Raw genomic sequence first — 19,739 nt, 5'->3', positions numbered from 1 at the left:
CCGCGGGTATGACGGCGCAATAGGCGGCGGGAGAAAGTCCAATATGGCCTCAGCAGCGGAACAACTGGCAGCCAACCTCAATTTCGGCGCGTTCGCCAAGGCCGACGAACTGAAGAAGCGCATCTGGTTCACCCTGGGTGCGCTACTCGTTTATCGGCTGGGAACCTACATCCCGCTGCCCGGCATCGATCCGAACATCTGGGAGCAGGTGTTCAAGTCGCAGGCAGGCGGCATCCTCGGCATGTTCAACATGTTCGCCGGCGGCGGCATCCACCGCATGGCGATCTTCGCGCTGAACATCATGCCGTACATCTCGGCATCGATCATCATCCAGCTCCTCACGACCGTCTCGCCGCAACTCGAGGCGCTGAAGAAGGAAGGTGAGGCGGGCCGCAAGACGCTGAATCAGTACACCCGCTATCTCACGGTGATCCTGGCCGCGTTCCAGTCGTACGGCATCGCAGTCGGCCTCGAAGGCGCTGGCAACGTCGTCAGCGACCCCGGCATGTTCTTCCGTCTCTCCACCGCGATCACGCTGACCGGCGGCACCATGTTCCTGATGTGGCTGGGTGAGCAGATCACCTCGCGCGGCATCGGCAACGGCATCTCGCTGATCATTCTCTCCGGCATCGTCGCCGAACTGCCGGCGGCGCTCGCCAACATGCTCGAGCTCGGCCGTCAGGGCGCGATGTCGACCGGCCTGATCCTGGTCGTGATCGTGATGGCAGTCGCCGTCATCGCCTTCATCGTGTTCATGGAGCGCGCCCAGCGCCGGCTCCTGATCCAGTATCCGAAGCGCCAGGTCGGCAACAAGATGTTCGAGGGCCAGTCCTCGCATCTGCCGCTCAAGCTCAACACCTCGGGCGTGATCCCGCCGATCTTCGCGTCCTCGCTGCTGCTGCTGCCCACGACGGTGGCGAACTTCAATGCCGGCAAGGGGCCGGAATGGTTCCAGTGGATCACTACCCAGCTCGGCCACGGCCGTCCGCTGTTCCTGGTGCTCTATCTCGCGCTGATCGTGTTCTTCGCCTTCTTCTACACCGCGATCGTGTTCAACCCGACTGAGACCGCGGACAATCTGAAGAAGCACGGCGGCTTCATCCCGGGCATCCGTCCCGGCGAGCGCACCGCCGAATATATCGACTACGTGCTGTCGCGCATCACCGTGCTCGGCGCGATCTATCTCGCGATCGTCTGCTTGATCCCGGAGATCCTGATTTCCTACGCCTCGGTGCCGTTCTATTTCGGCGGCACCTCGCTGCTGATCGTCGTCAGCGTCACCATGGATACGGTGGCGCAGGTGCAGGGCTATCTGCTGGCTCATCAGTATGAAGGCCTGATCCGCAAGTCGAAGCTGCGGGGCCGGCGCCGCTAAGGCGCGGCGTCCTCTCGAGGCGGCGCATCTGCGCCGCCGATTCGCTGCGCAAGCAATGCGCGGCCCGCCAAGGCGATCAGCCGGTCATTCGGTGACATCGGCAGAGCTGCTCTCACGGCAGCGCAATCCCTGATTTCAAAGGCCTTCTTGGCGTCCGGGCATTTGCTCCCCTATGATATGGGTAGCGGTGCGGCGCTGATTATGATTTGCACTGTTGCCGGAGTTTCAAACACGGGTGCGCGACATATCGCTCACCCAATGGGGGGCGTACGCCAATGAGAATTATACTTCTGGGACCGCCGGGATCGGGCAAGGGCACCCAGGCGCAGCTGCTGGTGCAGCGCTATGGCATCGTCCAGCTCTCGACCGGTGAGATGTTGCGTGCGGCCGTTGCGGCGGGAACGCCGGTCGGACTAAAGGCCAAGGAAATCATGGCCAGCGGCGGGCTCGTGCCCGACGAGGTCGTGGTGGGAATCATCTCCGACCGTATCGACCAACCGGACGCCAAGCGTGGCTTCATCCTCGACGGCTTCCCGCGCACCGTGCCGCAGGCCGAGGCTCTGGATGATCTGCTCCGGCACAAGCACCTCAAGCTGGACGCCGTGATCGAGCTTCGCGTCAACGAGAGCGCGCTGCTGAGCCGGGTCGAGACCCGCGTCGCCCAGATGCGGGAGCGAGGGGAGGAGGTCCGCCTCGACGACACCCCGGAGGTCCTGACCAAGCGGTTGGCCAGCTACCGCAGCCAGACGGAACCGCTGATTCATTACTATTCCGAGCGCCGGAAGCTCTCGACCATCGACGGCATGATGGCTATCGACGAGGTCACGCGTGCCATCCATCGCCAGCTGCTGGCGCTGGGCGCGGTCGAGCCCAAGACGCATGGGAAGACGCAGGGGAAGTCGCATGCGCGCAGTGCAGCCAAGGCGGCGCCCGCCAACAGGGGGGCCAAAAAGACCAAGTCCGCTAAGAAAGCAGCCAAAAAACCGGCGAAAGCGGCTCGAAAGACAGCCAAATCGGCAAAATCCGCCAAAAACGCCGTGACGGGCACCAAAAAGGCGGGGAAGACGACCGCCAAGAAAACGGTCAAAAAGGCCGCCAAGAAGACCGTCAAAAAGGGTGCCAAAAAGGCCGCAAAAAAGGTCACGAAAAAGCGAGCCAGGCGCTAGCGGCGGTTGACGAAAGCCCCCTGAATCCCTTAATAAGCCCCGCATCCAAGTCGGATAGTTTCAAACGATGCCGGGCCCCAGGAAGACCAGGGGTGGGCGTCGTGTTCGCGTTTGTGAACACCTGCCCGAGAAACACAAGCACTTAAAGCCCGATTCCTGACGAGGGATCGGCAACAGGAGAGAAGGCCGTGGCCCGTATTGCCGGCGTGAACATTCCGACCAACAAGCGCGTGCTGATCGCGCTCCAGTACATCCATGGCATCGGCCAGAAGATTGCTGGTGAGATCCTCGAAAAGGTGAAGATCCCCGAGGATCGTCGCGTCAATCAGCTCAGCGACGCTGAAGTGCTCCAGATCCGCGAAGTCATCGACCGCGACTATCTCGTCGAGGGCGATCTGCGTCGCGAAGTCGGCATCAACATCAAGCGTCTGATGGACCTCGGCTGCTATCGTGGCCTGCGCCATCGTCGCGGTCTGCCGGTGCGCGGTCAGCGCACCCACACCAATGCGCGTACGCGCAAGGGCCCGGCCAAGGCCATCGCCGGCAAGAAGAAGTAATTCGACGCGAATGGCGGATAGGGAGCAGCGAATGGATTCATTCGCTGCTCGCCATTCGCCACTCGCATTTTCACAGGTGTAGCCGCTGGCATTACGGCGGCGTTTGAGATCTCCAGGAAAGGTAATCTATGGGCAAGGAAGCCACCCGCGTTCGTCGTCGTGAGCGCAAGAACATCGCCTCCGGCGTCGCGCACGTGAACTCGTCGTTCAACAATACGACCATCACCATCACCGACGCGCAGGGCAACACGATTGCCTGGTCTTCCGCCGGCACGATGGGCTTCAAGGGCTCGCGCAAGTCGACCCCGTACGCCGCCCAGGTTGCTGCCGAGGACGTGTCGAAGAAGGCGCAGGAGCACGGCATGCGCACGCTGGAAGTCGAAGTCGCCGGTCCGGGTTCGGGCCGTGAGTCGGCGCTCCGTGCACTGCAGGCCGCGGGTTTCACCGTCACCTCCATCCGCGACGTGACCACGATCCCTCACAACGGTTGCCGTCCGCGCAAGCGTCGGCGCGTCTGATGCGAAGTTGCGGGCGCTTGTCGCCCGCGATGGTTTTCTTAAGAAGCCGCGGGACTGATCCGCGGCCTTTCTCCAACGCCAGTATTTGAACTTTCAAATCGACTGGCCTGTATGGGTGAAACAGTGACGATCCAGAAAAATTGGCAAGAACTGATTCGGCCGAACAAGCTCCAGATTCAGCCCGGTAGCGATTCGACCCGCTTTGCGACCATCGTCGCCGAGCCGCTCGAGCGTGGCTTCGGCCAGACGCTCGGCAACGCGCTGCGCCGCATCCTGCTCTCCTCGCTCCAGGGCGCCGCGGTGCAGTCGGTGCACATCGACGGCGTGCTGCACGAGTTCTCCTCGATCGCTGGCGTCCGCGAGGACGTCACCGACATCGTGCTGAACATCAAGGACATCGCGATCAAGATGCAGGGCGAGGGCCCCAAGCGCATGGTCGTGAAGAAGCAGGGCCCTGGTGCCGTCACCGCCGGTGACATCCAGACGGTCGGCGACGTCGTGGTGCTCAATCCCGAGCTGCAGATCTGCACGCTGGACGAAGGCGCCGAGATCCGCATGGAGTTCACGGTCTCCACCGGTAAGGGCTACGTGCCCGCCGAGCGCAACCGTCCCGAGGATGCGCCGATCGGCCTGATCCCGGTCGACAGCCTGTACTCGCCGGTTCGCAAGGTCTCCTACAAGGTCGAGAATACCCGCGAGGGCCAGATCCTCGACTACGACAAGCTGACCATGACGATCGAGACCAACGGCGCGCTGACGCCGGATGATTCCGTGGCCTATGCCGCGCGCATCCTGCAGGATCAGCTCAACGTGTTCGTCAACTTCGAAGAGCCGCGCAAGGAAGTCGCCCAGGAGATCATCCCGGACCTCGCCTTCAACCCGGCCTTCCTCAAGAAGGTGGACGAGCTCGAGCTCTCGGTGCGTTCGGCCAACTGCTTGAAGAACGACAACATCGTCTATATCGGCGATCTCGTGCAGAAGTCGGAAGCGGAAATGCTCCGCACCCCGAACTTCGGCCGCAAGTCGCTGAACGAGATCAAGGAAGTGCTGGCCCAGATGGGGCTGCATCTCGGCATGGAAGTGCCGGGCTGGCCGCCGGAGAACATCGACGAGCTCGCCAAGCGCTTCGAAGATCATTACTGAGACTTTCTACCGTCGTGGCCGGAGTCATCCGGCCACGATTTCTATTGGGCGAACGCAGGCAGCCCACCTGAGCAACATGTCCGACGAACCGTCGCGGCAGTTTTAAGTAAGGACACGACACATGCGTCACGGCAAGGTTCATCGGAAACTCAACCGCACGGCCGAGCATCGCCGCGCGATGTTCGCCAACATGGCGGCCGCGCTGATCAAGCACGAGCAGATCGTCACCACGCTGCCCAAGGCGAAGGAGCTTCGCCCCATCGTCGAGAAGCTCGTCACCCTCGGCAAGAAGGGCGGCCTGTCCATGCGCCGCCAGGCGATCTCCGAGATGCGCGACAAGGACCAGGTCAAGAAGCTGTTCGACGTGCTGGCGCCCCGCTACAAGGATCGTCAGGGCGGCTACACCCGCATCATCAAGGCCGGCTTCCGTTACGGCGACAACGCCGCGATGGCCGTGATCGAGTTCGTCGACCGCGACGTCGATGCCAAGGGCCAGGACTCCGGTCCGGTGCAGGAAAAGGAAGCCGAGGCGGCGTAAGCCAAGCGTTACAGAGATTTCAGAAAGCGGCGCCCTCGGGCGCCGTTTTTTTTGTATGGCGCGGCGGCGTCTCATGAGGACATCGGTATCGGCGACGCAAAGTATCCGCGACGGTCGCGCAGGTAAATCTCACGCATCGGTGAGCGGAGATTGCAGCCGCCTGTGCAGGGTACGATATCCGCGTCAGCACCGATGGAGATGATGCATGAAGATCGACCTTTCCGGAAAGACCGCCCTCGTCACCGGCTCGACCGCCGGCATCGGCCACGCCATCGCCAAGGGCCTCGCCGGCTCGGGCGCGAGCGTCGTCATCAACGGACGCGGCCAGGACAAGGTCGATGCGGCCGTGCGCAAGCTGGAAGGGGCGGGCGCCAAGGTGCGCGGCATCGCCGCCGACGTCTCGACTGCGGCGGGGTGCAAGGCGCTCGTGGCTGATCTGCCCGAGGTCGACATCCTCATCAACAACGCCGGCATCTTCGAGCCGAAAGACTTCTTCGAGATCCCGGACGAAGACTGGAGCCGCTTCTTCGAAGTCAACGTGATGAGCGGCGTGCGGCTGTCGCGCGCCTATATGAAGGGCATGCTTGGGCGCAACTGGGGCCGCATCGTTTTCATCTCCTCGGAATCAGGGCTCAACATTCCCGTCGAGATGATGCACTACGGAATGAGCAAGACGGCCCAGCTCGCGGTCGCGCGTGGCCTCGCGCAGCTCACCCGGGGTACCGGCGTCACCGTGAACTCGGTGCTGCCTGGTCCGACCATGTCCGAGGGCGTCGAGACCTTCGTGAAGGATCTCGCCAAGAAGAACGGGCAATCGGTCGACGAGGCCGCTGCCAATTTCGTCAAGCAGCATCGCCCGAGCTCTTTGATTCAACGCTTCGCCAGCGTCGACGAGATCGCGAACATGGTGGTCTACGTCGCCTCGAAACAGGCGTCCGCGACCAATGGCGCGGCGCTGCGCGCCGAAGGTGGCATCGTCAACACGATCGCCTAGGCCGGGTGCGAGGGGCGGTTAGCCGCAGGCGTAACCCACCCCACGACGTCGTCTACCACCCCTCCAGCACGATCTTGCCGCGCGACTTTCCGCTCTCCAGCAGCGCATGCGCGCGCTTGAGATTGGCTGCGTTGATCGTGCCGAAGGTCTGGTCGAGCGTGGTGCGCAGAACGCCCTTGTCGATGAGATCGGCGACATCATTCAGCAGATGATGCTGCGCGATCATGTCGGGTGTCTGGAACGAGGAGCGCGTGAACATCGATTCCCAGTGCACCGAGATCGCCTTGCCCTTGAACGTGCTCATGGTGAATTCCGGCGGATCGTCGATCAGGCCGAAGCGGCCCTGCGGCGCCATGAACTCGGCGATCGACTTGTAGTGCTGGTCGGTGAAGGTGAGGCTCGCCACCAGCGCGACCGGCGGCACCTTGAGGTCTTCGATCTGCTCCTTCATGGGCTTGCCGTGATCGATCACCGCATGCGCGCCGAGATCGAGGCACCATTTCTGCGACTCCGGCCGCGTTGCAGTCGCGACCACGATGAGGCCGGTGAGGCGGCGTGCCAGCTGGATCAGGATCGAGCCGACGCCGCCGGCGCCGCCGGTGATCAAGAGCGTACGCGGATCGACGCTCTTGCCGGGCACCGCGCCGAGACGATCGAACAGCAATTCCCAGGCGGTGATGGAGGTGAGGGGAAGCGCGGCGGCCTGCGCGAACGACAGCGACTTCGGCTTGTTGCCGACGATGCGCTCGTCGACCAGATGGAATTCGGAATTGGTGCCCTGGCGCAGGATCGAGCCGGCGTAAAACACCTCATCGCCCGGCTTGAACAGCGTGACCTCGGGGCCGACGGCGTCGACCACGCCGGCCGCGTCATAGCCGAGAATTTTGGTCTCGCCCTCCGGCGGGGCGGCGCGTTTGCGCACCTTGTAGTCGACCGGATTGGCCGAGATCGCCTTCACCGCGACGCGGATGTCACGTCCCTTCGGCTCCGGCTTTGCGGTTTCGAAATCGATCAGCGCGTCCTGATCCCCGATCGGAAGCGACTTCTTGTACCCGACGGCCTTCATGGCTTGTCTCCATCAGATGGCGTATTCGCCTGCGCTCTAACTGTCGCCGTGACTTCAATTTGGCAAGTACTGTAAATTCGGGGATATAGTCCCCGTTTGGATACTATTGGGGAATAAGCATGAAACGGCGCGATTTTGCCCGGCAAGGTCCATGCCGAAGTGCCGCCGCGGGTGGAGTATTGCCTTTCCGAGTTCGGCGAGAGCCTGCGGCCGGTGATCGATTTCCTGAAAGCCTGGGGCGAGAGCCGTCAGCAACGGCTCTCCTGCGCGCCGCCTCCTGATGTCGTGAAGAAGCCGAAGCGGGCGGCGTGATTGTCCGGGAGCAGATTGCGCTGCTCCCGGACGAGATCGTCTCAGAATGCGAACTGCGTACGCATTGCCACGGCGTCGAAGCCCGAGCCCGTATTCGCGAACGCACTCGGCGGCAGCGTCTGCTTGGAGACGGTGCCGTGCAGGTAGTCGAGCATGAATCGGACGTTGCCATTGACGTACCAGTTGAGCGCCAGCGTGTAGACGTTCTGGCGTCCGCCCGCGACGCCGTTGGCGCTCGCAAGCTGATCGTTGAGGTCTATCGTCGAGAAGCGTCCCGCGATTTCCCATGCGCCCCAGCCGCCGCCATCGAGCGAGAACGGGTGCGCCGGCTTGACGCCGTTATAGGCCGCGTTTGCCGCATTGTAAGTCCGACCCTCTCCGGTCAGCACGTAGCCGGCTTGGGCATAGCCGCCCTGGAATTTCAGGCTGGGCGCGCCGACCAGCGGCACGCCGGTATTGGCGGTGCGGTCGACATTGTACCAGAAGTACTCGCCCTGGACGATGAACGAACCGTAGGTCGCAGCCGCTTCGACGCTGTAGACTTGGGCGCCCGAGACGTTTGCGATCGCCCCCGTGGACACCAGAGTCGTGGGGTCTAGACGCAATTCCGGACGATCGCTGAGCGTGACGGTCTGCGTGTTGGCGATGAGGTTGCGCGGCGGCTGGATCAGCCATTGCGCGTCGGCACCGATATGCACCGAGTACTCCTTGCCGCTGATGGGATTGCCGGCAACACGCGCCACGGCGCCGTATTGCTCGCTTGTGCCCGCCGGCGCCGCGCTCGAACTGGAGTGGATGGCACCCGTCGCTGGTCCGGTGACGTAGCCGCCGACCCAGAGCTGATCGTTGAACCAGCGCGTGCCGGCTGCCGAGCGGAAATCTCCGGCGGCGATGTTGGTTGCGATGACGCCGGCCGAGGCGCGCTCCATGAACATGATGTCGTTGGAACTCGTGGCCTCGTCCATGGTGTAGGGCAGGTCCATGATGCCGGCTTCGACCGCCATGCGGCCGCCGAACGGTTTTAGTCCGGTGTAGCTGAGATAGGCGTTCTCGATGCCGGAGACCCCGCCACCCGGCAGCGATCCTGGCGCTGCGCCGCCGAACCCGTCCGACGAGCCGCCGAAATCATAGACAAGCGCGAAGTTCCAGTCGTCGAAGAATTTGCCGGTGAGGCCGATGCGCGCGCGGCGGACGTTCTCGCCGCTGTCCAGCCTCTGCGGCACGGTGGCCGCCGTGTTGGGACGATAGTCGTAACCGCCGACGTCCCAATGCACGCGGCCGGTGATCGCGACGCAGTTCGCTTGATCGGCGGTGCAAATGGTCGGCCGGTTGTTCGGCATCGTCACGATCACGCCGGCCGTTGGGGGGGCGCCTTTGACCGGGAATGCCGCATTGGCGTTGGCGACGACGGCCTTCGCCTCCGAGCGCGCTTCGGCTTTGGCCTCGGCCTTCGCTTCGGCCCTGGTCTTTGCTGCCGCCGCCGTGTTCGCCGCGGTCTGGTTCTGCAGCTTGTCGAGCTTCTGCTCCAGCAACTTCAGTTGCTGCTTCAGGAGCGCGATCTCCTGATCGCTGTTGTTTGTCGATTGGGCCTGGGCCTGCGAGGCCGCCAGCGCGCCGGCGAGACCAATCGCCGTGGCCGCTATTCTTGTCCTGCTCATCTCGTGACTCCATTCTTTGACGAACTTCCCCAAATCGAGAACGGGAGAGCCTAAGACTGATCGATGACTGCCCCGCGACGGTGCGCGCCGGTTGCCCGGTTCCCATTGATGCCGATTCGCCGCAACCGAATCCGCCCAGCACGAGCATGCAAGCTGACGCACATCATGCCAATCCACCAAGCCAGGCAAATTGCGATTTCGCACGCGCGGCTTGTATGCCCGTGACGCCGGACGAGGACTGAATATTGCCGTCGGGCGCCCTTCTATTGGGAGACGAACGCGCCTATATTCCGGCGTCTTTTCCGAGAGGTAGGAATGTTTCGAGCGAACTTGACCGCCGTCGTCACGGCCTTGTGCATGGCTTTTTCGGCCCACTTCAATCCGGCTGCCGCGCAGGACCGTCGCGTTCCGTCCTCACCGGCCGAACTGCGGCTGTCCTATGCGCCGATCGTGCAGCGGGTGCAGCCGGCGGTCGTCAACGTCTACGCCGCCAAGGTGGTGCAGAACCGCAATCCGCTGCTGGACGACCCGATCTTCCGCCGTTTCTTCGGCGGCGGCGAGCAGCAGGAGCAGGTGCAGCGCTCGCTGGGTTCGGGCGTGATCGTCGATTCCTCCGGACTCATCGTCACCAACGTCCATGTCATCGAAGGCGCCGACCAGGTGAAGGTGTCGCTGGCGGACAAGCGCGAGTTCGAGGCGGAGATCGTGCTGAAGGATTCCCGCAGCGATCTTGCGGTGTTGCGCCTGAAGGACACCAAGGAAAAATTTCCGGCGCTCGAATTCACCAATTCGGACGAGCTGATGGTCGGCGACGTCGTGCTCGCGATCGGCAATCCCTTCGGTGTCGGTCAGACCGTGACCCACGGCATCATCTCGGCGCTGGCGCGCACGCAGGTCGGCATCACCGACTACCAGTTCTTCATCCAGACCGACGCTCCGATCAATCCCGGCAATTCCGGCGGTGCGCTGGTCGACATGAACGGCCGGCTTGCCGGCATCAACACCGCGATCTACTCGCGCTCCGGCGGCTCGCAGGGCATCGGCTTTGCGATTCCCGCCAACATGGTGCGCGTGGTCGTCGCCTCCGCCAAGAGCGGCGGCACGGCCGTGAAGCGGCCGTGGCTCGGCGCGAAGCTGCAGGCGGTGACGGCGGAGATCGCCGAGAGCCTTGGCCTGCGCTCGCCGACCGGTGCGCTCGTCGCGAGCGTCGTCCCCAACGGCCCCGCGGCGAAGGCCGGATTGAAATCCTCCGACCTCATCACCGGAATCGATGGCCAGGCCGTAGACGACCCCAACGCGTTCGACTACCGCTTCGCCACCCGTCCGCTCGGCGGCACCGCGCAGATCGACGTGCAGCGCGGCAGCAAGCCGCTCAAGCTGACGATCGCGCTCGAGACCGCTCCGGACAGTGGCCGCAATGAACTCGTCATCACCACGCGTTCGCCGTTCCAGGGTGCAAGGATCTCCACCATCACGCCGGCGGTGGCCGACGAGCTGCATCTCGATGTCGACACCGAGGGCGTCGTGGTCACCGACATCGGCGATGGTACGGCTGCGCAAAATGTCGGCTTCCAGAAGGGCGACATCATCCTGTCCGTGAACAGCCAGAAGATCATCAGGACCAGCGACCTCGAGAAGGCCGCGAAGGAGCAGCCGCGGCTCTGGCGCATCGCGCTGGTGCGCGGCGGCCAGCAGATCAACGTCACGCTGGGCGGATGAGTCCGAAGCGATCACGGGAGACGCCAACTCTCTTCGCCGCGGCGGGGCTCGATCAAGAAGCGCCGCATCCGCTGCCTGACAGGCTGCGGCCGCGTGCACTGTCGGAGGTCGTCGGCCAGGATCACATCCTCGGCCCCGACGGCGCGCTGACGCGCATGCTGGAGACGCGCACGCTGGGGTCGTTGGTGTTCTGGGGGCCGCCCGGCACCGGCAAGACCACGGTGGCGCGGCTGCTCGCGGACGCGACGGACCTGCATTTCGAGCAGATCTCGGCGGTGTTCTCCGGCGTCGCCGATCTGAAGAAGGCCTTCGACGCCGCGCGGGCTCGCCGCGAGATGGGCAAGGGTACGCTGCTGTTCGTCGACGAGGTGCATCGCTTCAACCGCGCGCAGCAGGATTCGTTTCTGCCGGTGATGGAAGACGGCACGGTGGTGATGGTCGGCGCCACCACCGAGAACCCGTCCTTCGAGCTCAACGCGGCGTTGCTCTCGCGCGCGCGCGTCCTGGTATTTCGTTCGCTCGATGCTGATGCGATCGAAAAGCTGTTCGCGCATGCCGAAGAGGTCGAGGGCCGCAAGCTGCCGCTCGATGCCGAGGCAAGGGCCGTGCTGGTGCGCATGGCCGATGGTGACGGCCGCGCCTCGCTGACGCTGGCCGAAGAGGTCTGGCGCTCGGCACGGGCCGACGAGATTTTCAATGCCGCGCAATTGCAGGACATCCTGCAGCGCCGCGCGCCGATCTACGACAAATCGGCCGATGGCCACTACAATCTGATCTCGGCGCTGCATAAATCGGTACGCGGCTCTGATCCTGACGCCGCGCTCTACTACCTCGCGCGCATGCTCGATGCCGGCGAAGACCCGCTGTTCCTGGCCCGCCGCGTCGTGCGCATGGCGGTGGAGGACATCGGGCTCGCCGATCCGCAGGCACTCGTCATCGCAAATGCGGCGAAAGACGCTTTCGACTTCCTCGGTCACCCCGAAGGAGAGCTCGCGATCGCGCAAGCCGTGGTCTATCTCGCCACCGCGCCGAAATCGAACGCGGTCTATACGGCCTTCGGCGCGGCGATGCAGGTGGCAAAGCAGGCTGGCTCGCTGCTGCCGCCCAAGCACATCCTCAATTCCCCGACCAAGCTGATGAAGTCCGAGGGCTACGGCGCCGCCTACGAATACGACCACGACGCCCCCGACGCCTTCTCCGGCCAGGACTACTTTCCGGAAGCCCTGGGCCGCCAGACCTTCTACGACCCGCCCGAGCGCGGTTTCGAGCGGGAGATCCGGAAGCGCCTGGATTACTGGGCCAAGCTGCGCAAGGAGCGGGGCGGCTCCCGCTGAAAACGGCCATTTCGTCGTGACGAAAGGCCGCTTTTAGGGTAGGCAGGCAAGCATGAGCCGCCGCATCAAAAGAACCAACCAAGAGCCCCGATCGCGCGACGAGCGCAAGGAATCGCGCCCGTCGAAGGCACGAAGCGCGAAGGCCGGACCGCGTCCGGGCGGCAAACCCGGCAGCAAGCCGCCGCGTTTTGCCGGCGAGCGCGCCGAGCGGCGTCCGCCGAAGGCTGAAGCGGAGCGAGCCGCGCCCGCGAAACCCGTCGAGGCGCTGCTGCCGACCAAGGTGCAGACCGTCACTGTCACGGCCGACGAGAACAACATGCGCGTCGATCGCTTCCTCGAGGCGCGCTTCCCCGGCCTGTCGTTCTCCCACATCCAGCGCGTCGTCCGCAAAGGCGAGCTGCGCGTTGACGGCAAGCGCGTCGACAGCAAGGACCGCCTGGAGGAAGGGCAGAGCGTCCGCATTCCGCCGCTGAAGCTCGACACGCCGAAGCTTGCCGGTGAACTCTCCGAGGGCGCGCAAAAGACGCTGGCCGCGCTGAAGGAGATGACGATCTACGAGGACGACGACGTCCTCGTCCTGAACAAGCCCGCCGGCCTTGCCGTGCAGGGCGGCTCGGGCATGACGCGGCACATCGACCAGATGCTGGAGGTGATGCGCGATTCCAAAGGCCAGAAGCCGCGCCTCGTGCACCGCATCGACAGGGAAACGTCGGGCTGTCTTTTGATCGCCAAGACGCGGTTTGCCGCCTCGCATCTGACCGGCGCCTTCCGCTCGCGATCGGCTCGCAAAACCTATTGGGCGCTGGTGCCGGGACTGCCGAAGCCGAAGCAGGGCCGCATCTCGACCTTCCTTGCGAAGGAGGAGAGCGAGGACGACACCATCATGCGCATCGCCCAGCATGGCGACGAGGGCGCCAGCCACGCGGTGACGTACTATGCCGTGGTCGAGACCGCCGGCAACAAGCTGACCTGGGTGTCGCTGAAGCCGGTGACGGGGCGCACCCACCAGCTGCGCGCCCACATGGAGCACATCGGCCATCCCATCGTTGGCGATCCCAAATATTTCAACATCGAGAATTGGCAGCTGCCGGGCGGCCTGCAAAACCGGCTGCACCTGCTCGCAAGGCGTATCGTCATTCCGCATCCGCGCGGCGGTTTTATCGACGCCACCGCGCCGCTGCCGCAGCATATGCAGCAGTCGTGGAATTTGCTCGGGCTGGACGCGAGCCGGTTCGACCCGATCGAGAACGCGCCGGAGGAGTAGGGGGCACTCTAACCACCTCCTCAGTGTCATCGCCCGCGAAGGCGGGCGATCCAGTATTCCAGAGCCCGTCCTTAGAGAACTCGCTCCACCCAAATCCGCCGCGGCGTACTGGATGCCCCGGTTTAGCCGGGGCACGACACAGGGGTTGTGGTTGAGACCGAGATCTCCCTCAATTCCGAAACTGCTCCAGAAACATCCGCAACGAGTCATGCGGGCTCTCGACGTCCATGATCAGCCAGCCCTCCGGCCCATTGACCAGGATGAAGTTCAGCCCGACCTTCCGCCCCCGATTGTCGAAACTCGCCGCGACATAGGTCTTGTCATATTGCTTGCGGAGGATTGCGATCTTGACAGGACCGAGCTTCCAGCTCGGGCTCTGCACCAGGAAATCGTAGGACTCGGTCCGCGGTGCGGACCATGCCTTGCGTAGGCTTGGATCGAAGAATTGCCGGGCCGTGGCATCATCCCGCGGCAGTCCTTTGGACAGCTCCGGCGCGCCTTCGCCATAATGGGCATAGACGTTGCGGACCAGCGATTCCGGGGTGCGAAAGCCGGCCTCGGCTGCGCCCAGCCAAAGCCCGGCGAACAGGACCGCAATGCCAGCAAGTTCCCTCATGCCCGCCGCTCGCTTTATCAGCCACAGGTCTTATCTTAAAAGCCTAGCATCCAGCGACCGGGACCGAATACTCACATGCGCGAATTGTTCGAAGAAGCAGCCAGCCAGCCCCTGCCGGACCCGCGGGAATCGGCGCGTGCCTCCGCGCGCACGCCGCTGCGCAAACGCTTCTACAAGGAGGTGGGCGTCGTCGAGGCCGAGCGCGGCTTTGCCATCACGCTCGACGGCAGGCCGATCCGAACCCCTTCCACGCGCCAGGTGGTGATCCCGGCGCGGGCGCTCGCCGACGCCGTGGCCGCGGAATGGGCCGCCCAAAGCGAGACGATCGATCCGGTGACGATGCCGCTGACGCGGATCGCCAACAGTGTGGTCGAGGGCGTCGTCGACCGCGTCGAGCTCGTCACTGATGACCTTGCGAAATACTTCGAGACCGACCTGCTGTTCTATCGCGCCGCCCACCCCGAGGGGCTGGTCGCCCGCGAGGCCGCGCATTGGGACCCCGTGCTGTTCTGGGCCGCGGAGGCGCTGGGCGCGCATTTCATCCTGTCCGAGGGCATCATGCACGTGAAGCAGCCGGACGAGGCGCTCCGGGTTGCCCGCGCCGCGCTCCCTGATGATCCCTGGTCGGTGGCTGCCCTCCACATGGTGACGACCCTGACCGGCTCGGCGCTGCTGGCGCTGGCGCTGATGCATGGCGTGCGGGACGCCGATCAGGTCTGGGCCGCCGCCCATGTCGATGAGGATTGGAACATCGACCAATGGGGCGTGGACGAGGAGGCCGCCGCCCGCCGAGCCACCCGTTTCAGGGATTTCGAGGCCGCCGTGGCGGTTTTGACGGCCGTGAATCCGCCCGGGGTTAAAGGTCCTTAACGAGAGGTTTACGCCGCGGCCTTAGGGTGGCGAGCACGTTCCCCCGGGCCCTTAGATGGCGACGCCGATAAGCTCCATCCTTCCCGTCAGTGCCGCCGGCCCCGTGGCTGATGCGGCAACGCCGGATCTTGTGCTTCAGGCCGGCAGCGTCGTCGACGCCAAAGTCGTCAGCGTGCTCGCCGACAATCTGGTGCGGATCGCGATCGCCAACCTCTCGATGGACGTGATGTCGGAGGTGTCGCTGACCCCGGGTCAAAATCTCCAGCTCGCGGTATCGCGGAACGACGGCACCATCAGGCTTGCTGTCGTCAATGCGGCGGGCGAGGCGAGCGCCGATCAGGTCACGCTGACGCCGACGGCCGCCTCGCTGGTCGATAGCCCGTCGCTTGCGCCGTCAACGACCTCAGTCCGCAATTCCTTGACGCCGAGTGAGCAGGTCGCCGTCACAGTCGCATCGGCCGAGGCCGCGACCAAGCAGGGCAGCCAGGCGCCACTGTTTGCCAATCTGGCGTCAGTCGTCGGTAGCAGCGATCTGCCTGCTGGCCTGAAGCAGGCGGTGCTGGACGTGCTGGCGCAACAGACGCCGCTCGACACTGCATTGGATGGCGGCGATATCGAATCCGCCGTCCAGAAATCCGGCCTGTTTCTCGAAGCCTCGCTGGCGGCGGGGGCCAAGACATCGTCAGGTGCGGTAGCAGATTTGAAGGCCGCGCTGCTGGTGCTGCGCCAGACGCTGGCGGTGACCTCAGTCACGCTCGAGGCCGCCGCGCCGCCGACGCAGGCCCTTGCGATCGCGACGAATGCCGTCACGCCGCAACAGATTGCAGCTCCGGCGCTGCAGGTGGCAGGCGAAGCTGTGCAGACGGCTTTGCCAGGGCCCGAGGCGGGGGGCGCTCAACTCACGCAAATGCCGCGCGACGCTGCGCTTGCGGTTGCGGTGTTGAAGGACATGGCCGGCGAAACGTCGCAGGCAGCGCTGCCGCGGGCCATCTCCGCAGGCCTTGCCGCGAGCTTGCTGCAGGAGGTCACGCAAAACCTGCCGCGCATGACCGGCAATGTGCCTGGCACGAACAGGGTGGTGGCTGACGGCCATGTCTTCGAAGCGGCCGCGCGGACGACGCCGCCGCCGTTCCGCGGCGCGCTTCCGTCGCCGCAGGCAATCGCCTCACCATCACTGACGCCGAATGCGCCGCTCGCTGCGACCGTACATCGCCTGCTCGACGATACCGATGCCGCGCTCGCGCGGCAGACCCTCCTGCAAGTCGCTTCACTGCCCGACCGCGTCGATGCCGGCGGCCATCGCACCGATCCGAGCGTGCCGCAGTGGAATTTCGAGATTCCGTTTGCGACGCCGCAGGGCACCGCGATGGCCCAGTTCGAGATATCGCGCGACGGCGGCAACGAAACGCCAGATACCGCCAAGCGGGCCTGGCGCGCGCGCTTCACGCTCAATGTCGAGCCGGCTGGTCCCGTGCATGCGCTGGTCACGCTCAACGGCGACAAGACCTTTGTGCGGATGTGGGCCGAGCGGCCGGCGACAGCGCAGCAACTCCGCGCCGGCATCGGTGAGCTCAATCAGGCGCTGACCAAGGCCGAGCTCAAGCCCGGTGACATCGTCGTGCGCGAGGGCACCCCGCCGCAACCCGCGCCGGCCCGCGCCGGGCATTTCCTGGATCGCGCCACATGAGCGAGGAGTCCAAGCTCGCAATCGCGCTGCATTACGAGAAGGGCAGCGGCGCGCCTGTGGTTGTTGCCAAGGGCAAAGGCACGATCGGCGCCAAGATCGTCGAGATCGCCAAGGCCAACGACATCCCGATCGAGGAGAACGAGATCCTGGCCGGCGCGCTCTCGAAGGTCGAGCTCGGCGAAGAGATTCCGCCGGATCTCTACAAGGCCGTCGCCGAAGTGCTGGTGTTCGTGCTGCGGCTCTCAGGCCGCGCACGCTAGCGCATCAGGTTGATCGGGCTCGTCATTGCGAGGAGCTCGCGACAAAATTGCGAAGCAATTTTGCGCTGGCGACGAAGCAATCCAGGCTGTCACCGCGGAAAGACTCTGGATCGCTTGGCTGCGCTCGCAATGACGGAGGATTTGGCGCTGACGCGGGCCTATCCCAGCTTGAACAACGCCTGCAAAAATTCCACCACTGCTTTTCGCGACGCCTCGGCCGTGGCGGGATTGCCGCCGACATGCGGGTTGAGCTCGACGCAGGGGTCCTTGTAGGTGAAGGGCGCGTTGGTATCGCCGTTCATCAGCACGCCGCCGTCGCTTTCCCTGATGTGGCAATTGCGCACGGTCTGGGCATTGGCCGACACGGCGACCGAGGCGACGCCGAGCAGGCCGCTGTCAAAACCGTGCGCGCTGTCGGGGTATTCGGTCAGCACCACGTCGCGACCGGCGGCCTTGAGCCGCTCGATGAAGGCCTTGCAGCTCTTCACGGGATTGTAGTCGTCAGGCGTGCCGTGAAAGATGCGGATCGGACGCGCCCCGACTTCGGTGTCGCTCTGATAGGTCGTCGAGCAATCCGGATAGAACGGAATGTAGGCGGCGAACTGCACGCCAGACTTGTTCCAGAGCTTGTGGAAGCGCTCCAGGCTCGCATAGAGCGTCGCCTGGCCGCCGCGCGAAAAGCCCATCAGCACGATGCGATCAGGATCGACGCGCGGGTGCTTCGCCAAAATCTCCAGCGAGCGATAGATGTCGATGATCAGGTTGAGCCGGCCGAGCAGGGCTTGGTTCGGCCCCGTCACTGTGAGACCTCGGCCGGTAAAGCCGTCGATCACGAAGGTCGAGATGCCCATGGCGTTGAAGGTGTGCACCCAGGCGTCCGTGGTGGCGCCGACGCCGCTCGAGCCGTGCATCAGCACCACGACCGGCATCTTGCCCGACCCTTGCGCGACGCGGAATTCGCCGGCAACCGTCACCGGCTTGCCGGCCGCTTCATCGCCGCTCAGGAATTGCTGGTCAGAGAGGGTGAGGGACGGGATCGGGAATATCTCGGTCCGCGCGGGCGCGTCCTTGGGAAGCGCCTGAGCGCCGGCGAGTCCGGCTGAAACGCAGAGCGCGATGAGCGCCGCAACGATGCGAAATGCCGCCGGCATCGGATCCTCCCCTATGATTTCAGGGAAATAGACCAACGAGTGCCGGTGCTGTCAATTTGCCCAGCATGCTTGGGCGTCGTCCGCCGCGCGTGCGCGGGTATCAGGCGTCTTTCTGCCGGCCGATCCGCCCCAGATGGGTGAAGCCGAAGCCGGCGTAATATTTCAGGCCGTAGCCCAGCGCCCGGTCGATGCCGATATGGGCGAGCCAGATCAAGGCGATGGACAGGGTCAACGGCGAGGCGAAACCAAACCCCAGCGTCAGCAGCGCCACAGGCGCCATGTAGCTGTGGGCGGCATTGTAGACCAGCGCGCCGAGTCTGGCGTCCGACAGGTACGCCAGGAAGCTCAGATCGGGCGCGAAGAACAGCAGGGCGAAAACCAGCCAGGAGCCGCCCCAGGCCGCGTAGAGCATCACCATGCCGGCGAACAGCGTCAGGCCCTCCAGCCGCAGCAGGATGTTGATGCCGCCTGTCGCAGCCCCTGTCTCGGCAGCTCTCTCGTCCATCGTCGCCTCCCAGGCAAAACTCTGTAATTCCTTGCGCTTTCACGCTTCGGCAAGGCAGCTCTGCGGCGCCGAAAGCCGCTTCCCGGCCCGCAAAATGCCGTGTTAGAACCCGCTTCACTTAAGGCTTAAGAACTGGCGGGAGCAAATGAAACACATCCTGGACGCCCTTGAAGACCGTCGCGCCGGCGCAAAGCTCGGCGGCGGGGAGAAGCGCATCGAGGCGCAGCATGCCCGCGGCAAGCTGACCGCCCGCGAGCGCATCGAGCTCCTGCTCGACAAGGGGTCCTTCGAGGAGTTCGACATGTTCGTCGAGCACCGCTCCATCGAGTTCGGCATGGAGAAGAACAAGATCCCCGGCGATGGCGTCGTCACCGGCTGGGGCACCGTCAATGGCCGCAAGACGTTTGTCTTCGCAAAAGACTTCACGGTGTTCGGCGGTTCGCTGTCCGAGACGCACGCGCTGAAGATTACGAAGCTCCAGGACATGGCGATGAAGGCGCGGGCGCCGATCATCGGTCTTTATGATGCGGGCGGCGCCCGCATCCAGGAGGGCGTCGCGGCGCTCGCCGGCTATTCCTACGTGTTCCGCCGCAACGTGCTCGCGTCGGGCGTGATCCCGCAGATCTCGGTCATCATGGGCCCCTGCGCCGGCGGCGACGTCTATTCGCCCGCGATGACCGACTTCATCTTCATGGTGAAGAACACCAGCTACATGTTCGTCACCGGCCCCGACGTGGTGAAGACCGTCACCAACGAGGTCGTCACCGCGGAAGAGCTCGGCGGCGCCTCGGTGCACGCCACGCGCTCCTCGATCGCGGATGGCGCCTTCGAGAACGATGTCGAGGCGCTGTTGCAGATGCGTCGCCTGATCGACTTCCTCCCCTCGAACAACACCGACGGCGTGCCGGAATGGCCGAGCTTCGACGACACCGCCCGCGTCGACATGTCCCTGGACACGCTGATCCCCGACAATCCGAACAAGCCCTACGACATGAAGGAGCTGATC

Annotated in this window: 19 protein-coding genes and 1 pseudogene; 15 read left to right on the top strand and 5 right to left on the bottom strand. The window is 64.4% G+C overall.

All coding sequences use genetic code 11. The annotated features are described in order from the left end of the window. Window positions 1-43: 43 nt before the first annotated feature. The 7 genes from secY to BM222_RS11815 all read left to right on the top strand — a co-directional run bounded on the left by secY (window position 44) and on the right by BM222_RS11815 (window position 6,291). A complete protein-coding gene (gene secY, locus BM222_RS11845) occupies window positions 44-1,375 on the top strand; it encodes a preprotein translocase subunit SecY (protein WP_092228451.1) in 1,332 nt (443 codons plus the stop codon). A 275-nt stretch (window positions 1,376-1,650) separates the two neighbouring features. Next, the gene (locus BM222_RS11840; RefSeq protein WP_092228450.1) at window positions 1,651-2,541 is read left to right on the top strand and encodes an adenylate kinase; all 891 of its coding nucleotides are present in this window, start codon (window positions 1,651-1,653) and stop codon (window positions 2,539-2,541) included. A gap of 188 nt (window positions 2,542-2,729) precedes the next feature. Beyond that, on the top strand, window positions 2,730-3,098 hold the full coding sequence (gene rpsM, locus BM222_RS11835; protein ID WP_014494511.1) for a 30S ribosomal protein S13: 369 nt from the start codon (window positions 2,730-2,732) through the stop codon (window positions 3,096-3,098). 128 nt (window positions 3,099-3,226) lie between these two features. Continuing rightward, on the top strand, window positions 3,227-3,616 hold the full coding sequence (gene rpsK, locus BM222_RS11830; RefSeq protein WP_007603045.1) for a 30S ribosomal protein S11: 390 nt from the start codon (window positions 3,227-3,229) through the stop codon (window positions 3,614-3,616). A gap of 111 nt (window positions 3,617-3,727) precedes the next feature. Beyond that, entirely contained in the window at window positions 3,728-4,759 is a 1,032-nt protein-coding gene (locus BM222_RS11825) for a DNA-directed RNA polymerase subunit alpha (protein WP_092228449.1), read from the top strand. Window positions 4,760-4,880: 121 nt separating this feature from the next. After that, window positions 4,881-5,297, top strand: coding sequence for a 50S ribosomal protein L17 (gene rplQ / locus BM222_RS11820; RefSeq protein WP_035680050.1), 417 nt, complete (start codon window positions 4,881-4,883; stop codon window positions 5,295-5,297). Window positions 5,298-5,502: 205 nt separating this feature from the next. Continuing rightward, a complete protein-coding gene (locus tag BM222_RS11815; protein WP_092228448.1) occupies window positions 5,503-6,291 on the top strand; it encodes an SDR family NAD(P)-dependent oxidoreductase in 789 nt (262 codons plus the stop codon). Between the two features lie 52 nt (window positions 6,292-6,343). Here BM222_RS11815 and BM222_RS11810 read toward each other — a convergent pair whose 3' ends face one another. Continuing rightward, window positions 6,344-7,357 (bottom strand): zinc-binding alcohol dehydrogenase family protein, encoded by a 1,014-nt coding sequence (locus BM222_RS11810; protein WP_092228447.1) that lies wholly within the window; start codon window positions 7,355-7,357, stop codon window positions 6,344-6,346. 144 nt (window positions 7,358-7,501) lie between these two features. Between BM222_RS11810 and BM222_RS11805 the strand changes: the two are divergent. Continuing rightward, window positions 7,502-7,669: pseudogene (locus tag BM222_RS11805) on the top strand (winged helix-turn-helix transcriptional regulator); the annotation flags it as partial. Window positions 7,670-7,710: 41 nt separating this feature from the next. Here the strand turns inward: BM222_RS11805 and BM222_RS11800 are convergent. After that, window positions 7,711-9,327 carry an OprO/OprP family phosphate-selective porin gene (locus BM222_RS11800; protein WP_092228446.1) on the bottom strand — a complete coding sequence of 539 codons (1,617 nt, stop codon included), beginning with the start codon at window positions 9,325-9,327 and terminating at the stop codon, window positions 7,711-7,713. A 315-nt stretch (window positions 9,328-9,642) separates the two neighbouring features. Here BM222_RS11800 and BM222_RS11795 point away from each other — a divergent pair, with 315 nt between their 5' ends. From BM222_RS11795 to BM222_RS11785, 3 genes are read left to right on the top strand one after another with little or no spacing between them, the layout of a single operon-like run. Beyond that, entirely contained in the window at window positions 9,643-11,046 is a 1,404-nt protein-coding gene (locus BM222_RS11795; protein ID WP_177243167.1) for a DegQ family serine endoprotease, read from the top strand. Next, window positions 11,043-12,380, top strand: a complete 1,338-nt coding sequence (locus tag BM222_RS11790; protein ID WP_092228445.1) for a replication-associated recombination protein A — start codon at window positions 11,043-11,045, stop codon at window positions 12,378-12,380. The genes BM222_RS11795 and BM222_RS11790 overlap by 4 nt, the downstream gene beginning before the upstream one ends. 52 nt (window positions 12,381-12,432) lie before the next feature. Beyond that, window positions 12,433-13,644, top strand: a complete 1,212-nt coding sequence (locus BM222_RS11785) for an RluA family pseudouridine synthase (protein WP_092228444.1) — start codon at window positions 12,433-12,435, stop codon at window positions 13,642-13,644. A gap of 169 nt (window positions 13,645-13,813) precedes the next feature. Here BM222_RS11785 and BM222_RS11780 read toward each other — a convergent pair whose 3' ends face one another. Further along, window positions 13,814-14,260, bottom strand: coding sequence for a hypothetical protein (locus BM222_RS11780; RefSeq protein ID WP_092228443.1), 447 nt, complete (start codon window positions 14,258-14,260; stop codon window positions 13,814-13,816). 75 nt (window positions 14,261-14,335) lie between these two features. Here BM222_RS11780 and BM222_RS11775 point away from each other — a divergent pair, with 75 nt between their 5' ends. Genes BM222_RS11775 through BM222_RS11765 form a run of 3 tightly spaced genes read left to right on the top strand, consistent with a single transcriptional unit; the run spans window position 14,336 to window position 17,077 of the window. Beyond that, complete coding sequence (locus BM222_RS11775) at window positions 14,336-15,130, top strand: ATP12 family chaperone protein (RefSeq protein ID WP_092228442.1); 795 nt, start codon at window positions 14,336-14,338, stop codon at window positions 15,128-15,130. 55 nt (window positions 15,131-15,185) lie between these two features. Beyond that, the gene (gene fliK / locus BM222_RS11770) at window positions 15,186-16,817 is read left to right on the top strand and encodes a flagellar hook-length control protein FliK (RefSeq protein WP_177243166.1); all 1,632 of its coding nucleotides are present in this window, start codon (window positions 15,186-15,188) and stop codon (window positions 16,815-16,817) included. Continuing rightward, entirely contained in the window at window positions 16,814-17,077 is a 264-nt protein-coding gene (locus BM222_RS11765) for an EscU/YscU/HrcU family type III secretion system export apparatus switch protein (RefSeq protein ID WP_092228441.1), read from the top strand. Before fliK ends, BM222_RS11765 begins: the two co-directional genes overlap by 4 nt. Window positions 17,078-17,235: 158 nt before the next feature. On the opposite strand, the gene BM222_RS11760 is transcribed toward BM222_RS11765, so the two are convergent. Continuing rightward, window positions 17,236-18,228, bottom strand: a complete 993-nt coding sequence (locus tag BM222_RS11760) for a dienelactone hydrolase family protein (RefSeq protein WP_092228440.1) — start codon at window positions 18,226-18,228, stop codon at window positions 17,236-17,238. A gap of 100 nt (window positions 18,229-18,328) precedes the next feature. After that, a complete protein-coding gene (locus BM222_RS11755) occupies window positions 18,329-18,733 on the bottom strand; it encodes a DUF4260 domain-containing protein (RefSeq protein WP_092228439.1) in 405 nt (134 codons plus the stop codon). A gap of 145 nt (window positions 18,734-18,878) precedes the next feature. On the opposite strand from BM222_RS11755, the gene BM222_RS11750 reads away from it, so the two are divergent. After that, the coding region (locus BM222_RS11750; protein WP_283810232.1) for an acyl-CoA carboxylase subunit beta at window positions 18,879-19,739 on the top strand (861 nt) is incomplete at its 3' end.

The organism is Bradyrhizobium sp. Gha (assembly GCF_900113735.1).
Taxonomy (GTDB): domain Bacteria; phylum Pseudomonadota; class Alphaproteobacteria; order Rhizobiales; family Xanthobacteraceae; genus Bradyrhizobium.
The sequence above is the reverse complement of the archived record's forward strand: the minus strand, read 5'-3'. Positions and strand labels throughout refer to the sequence as shown.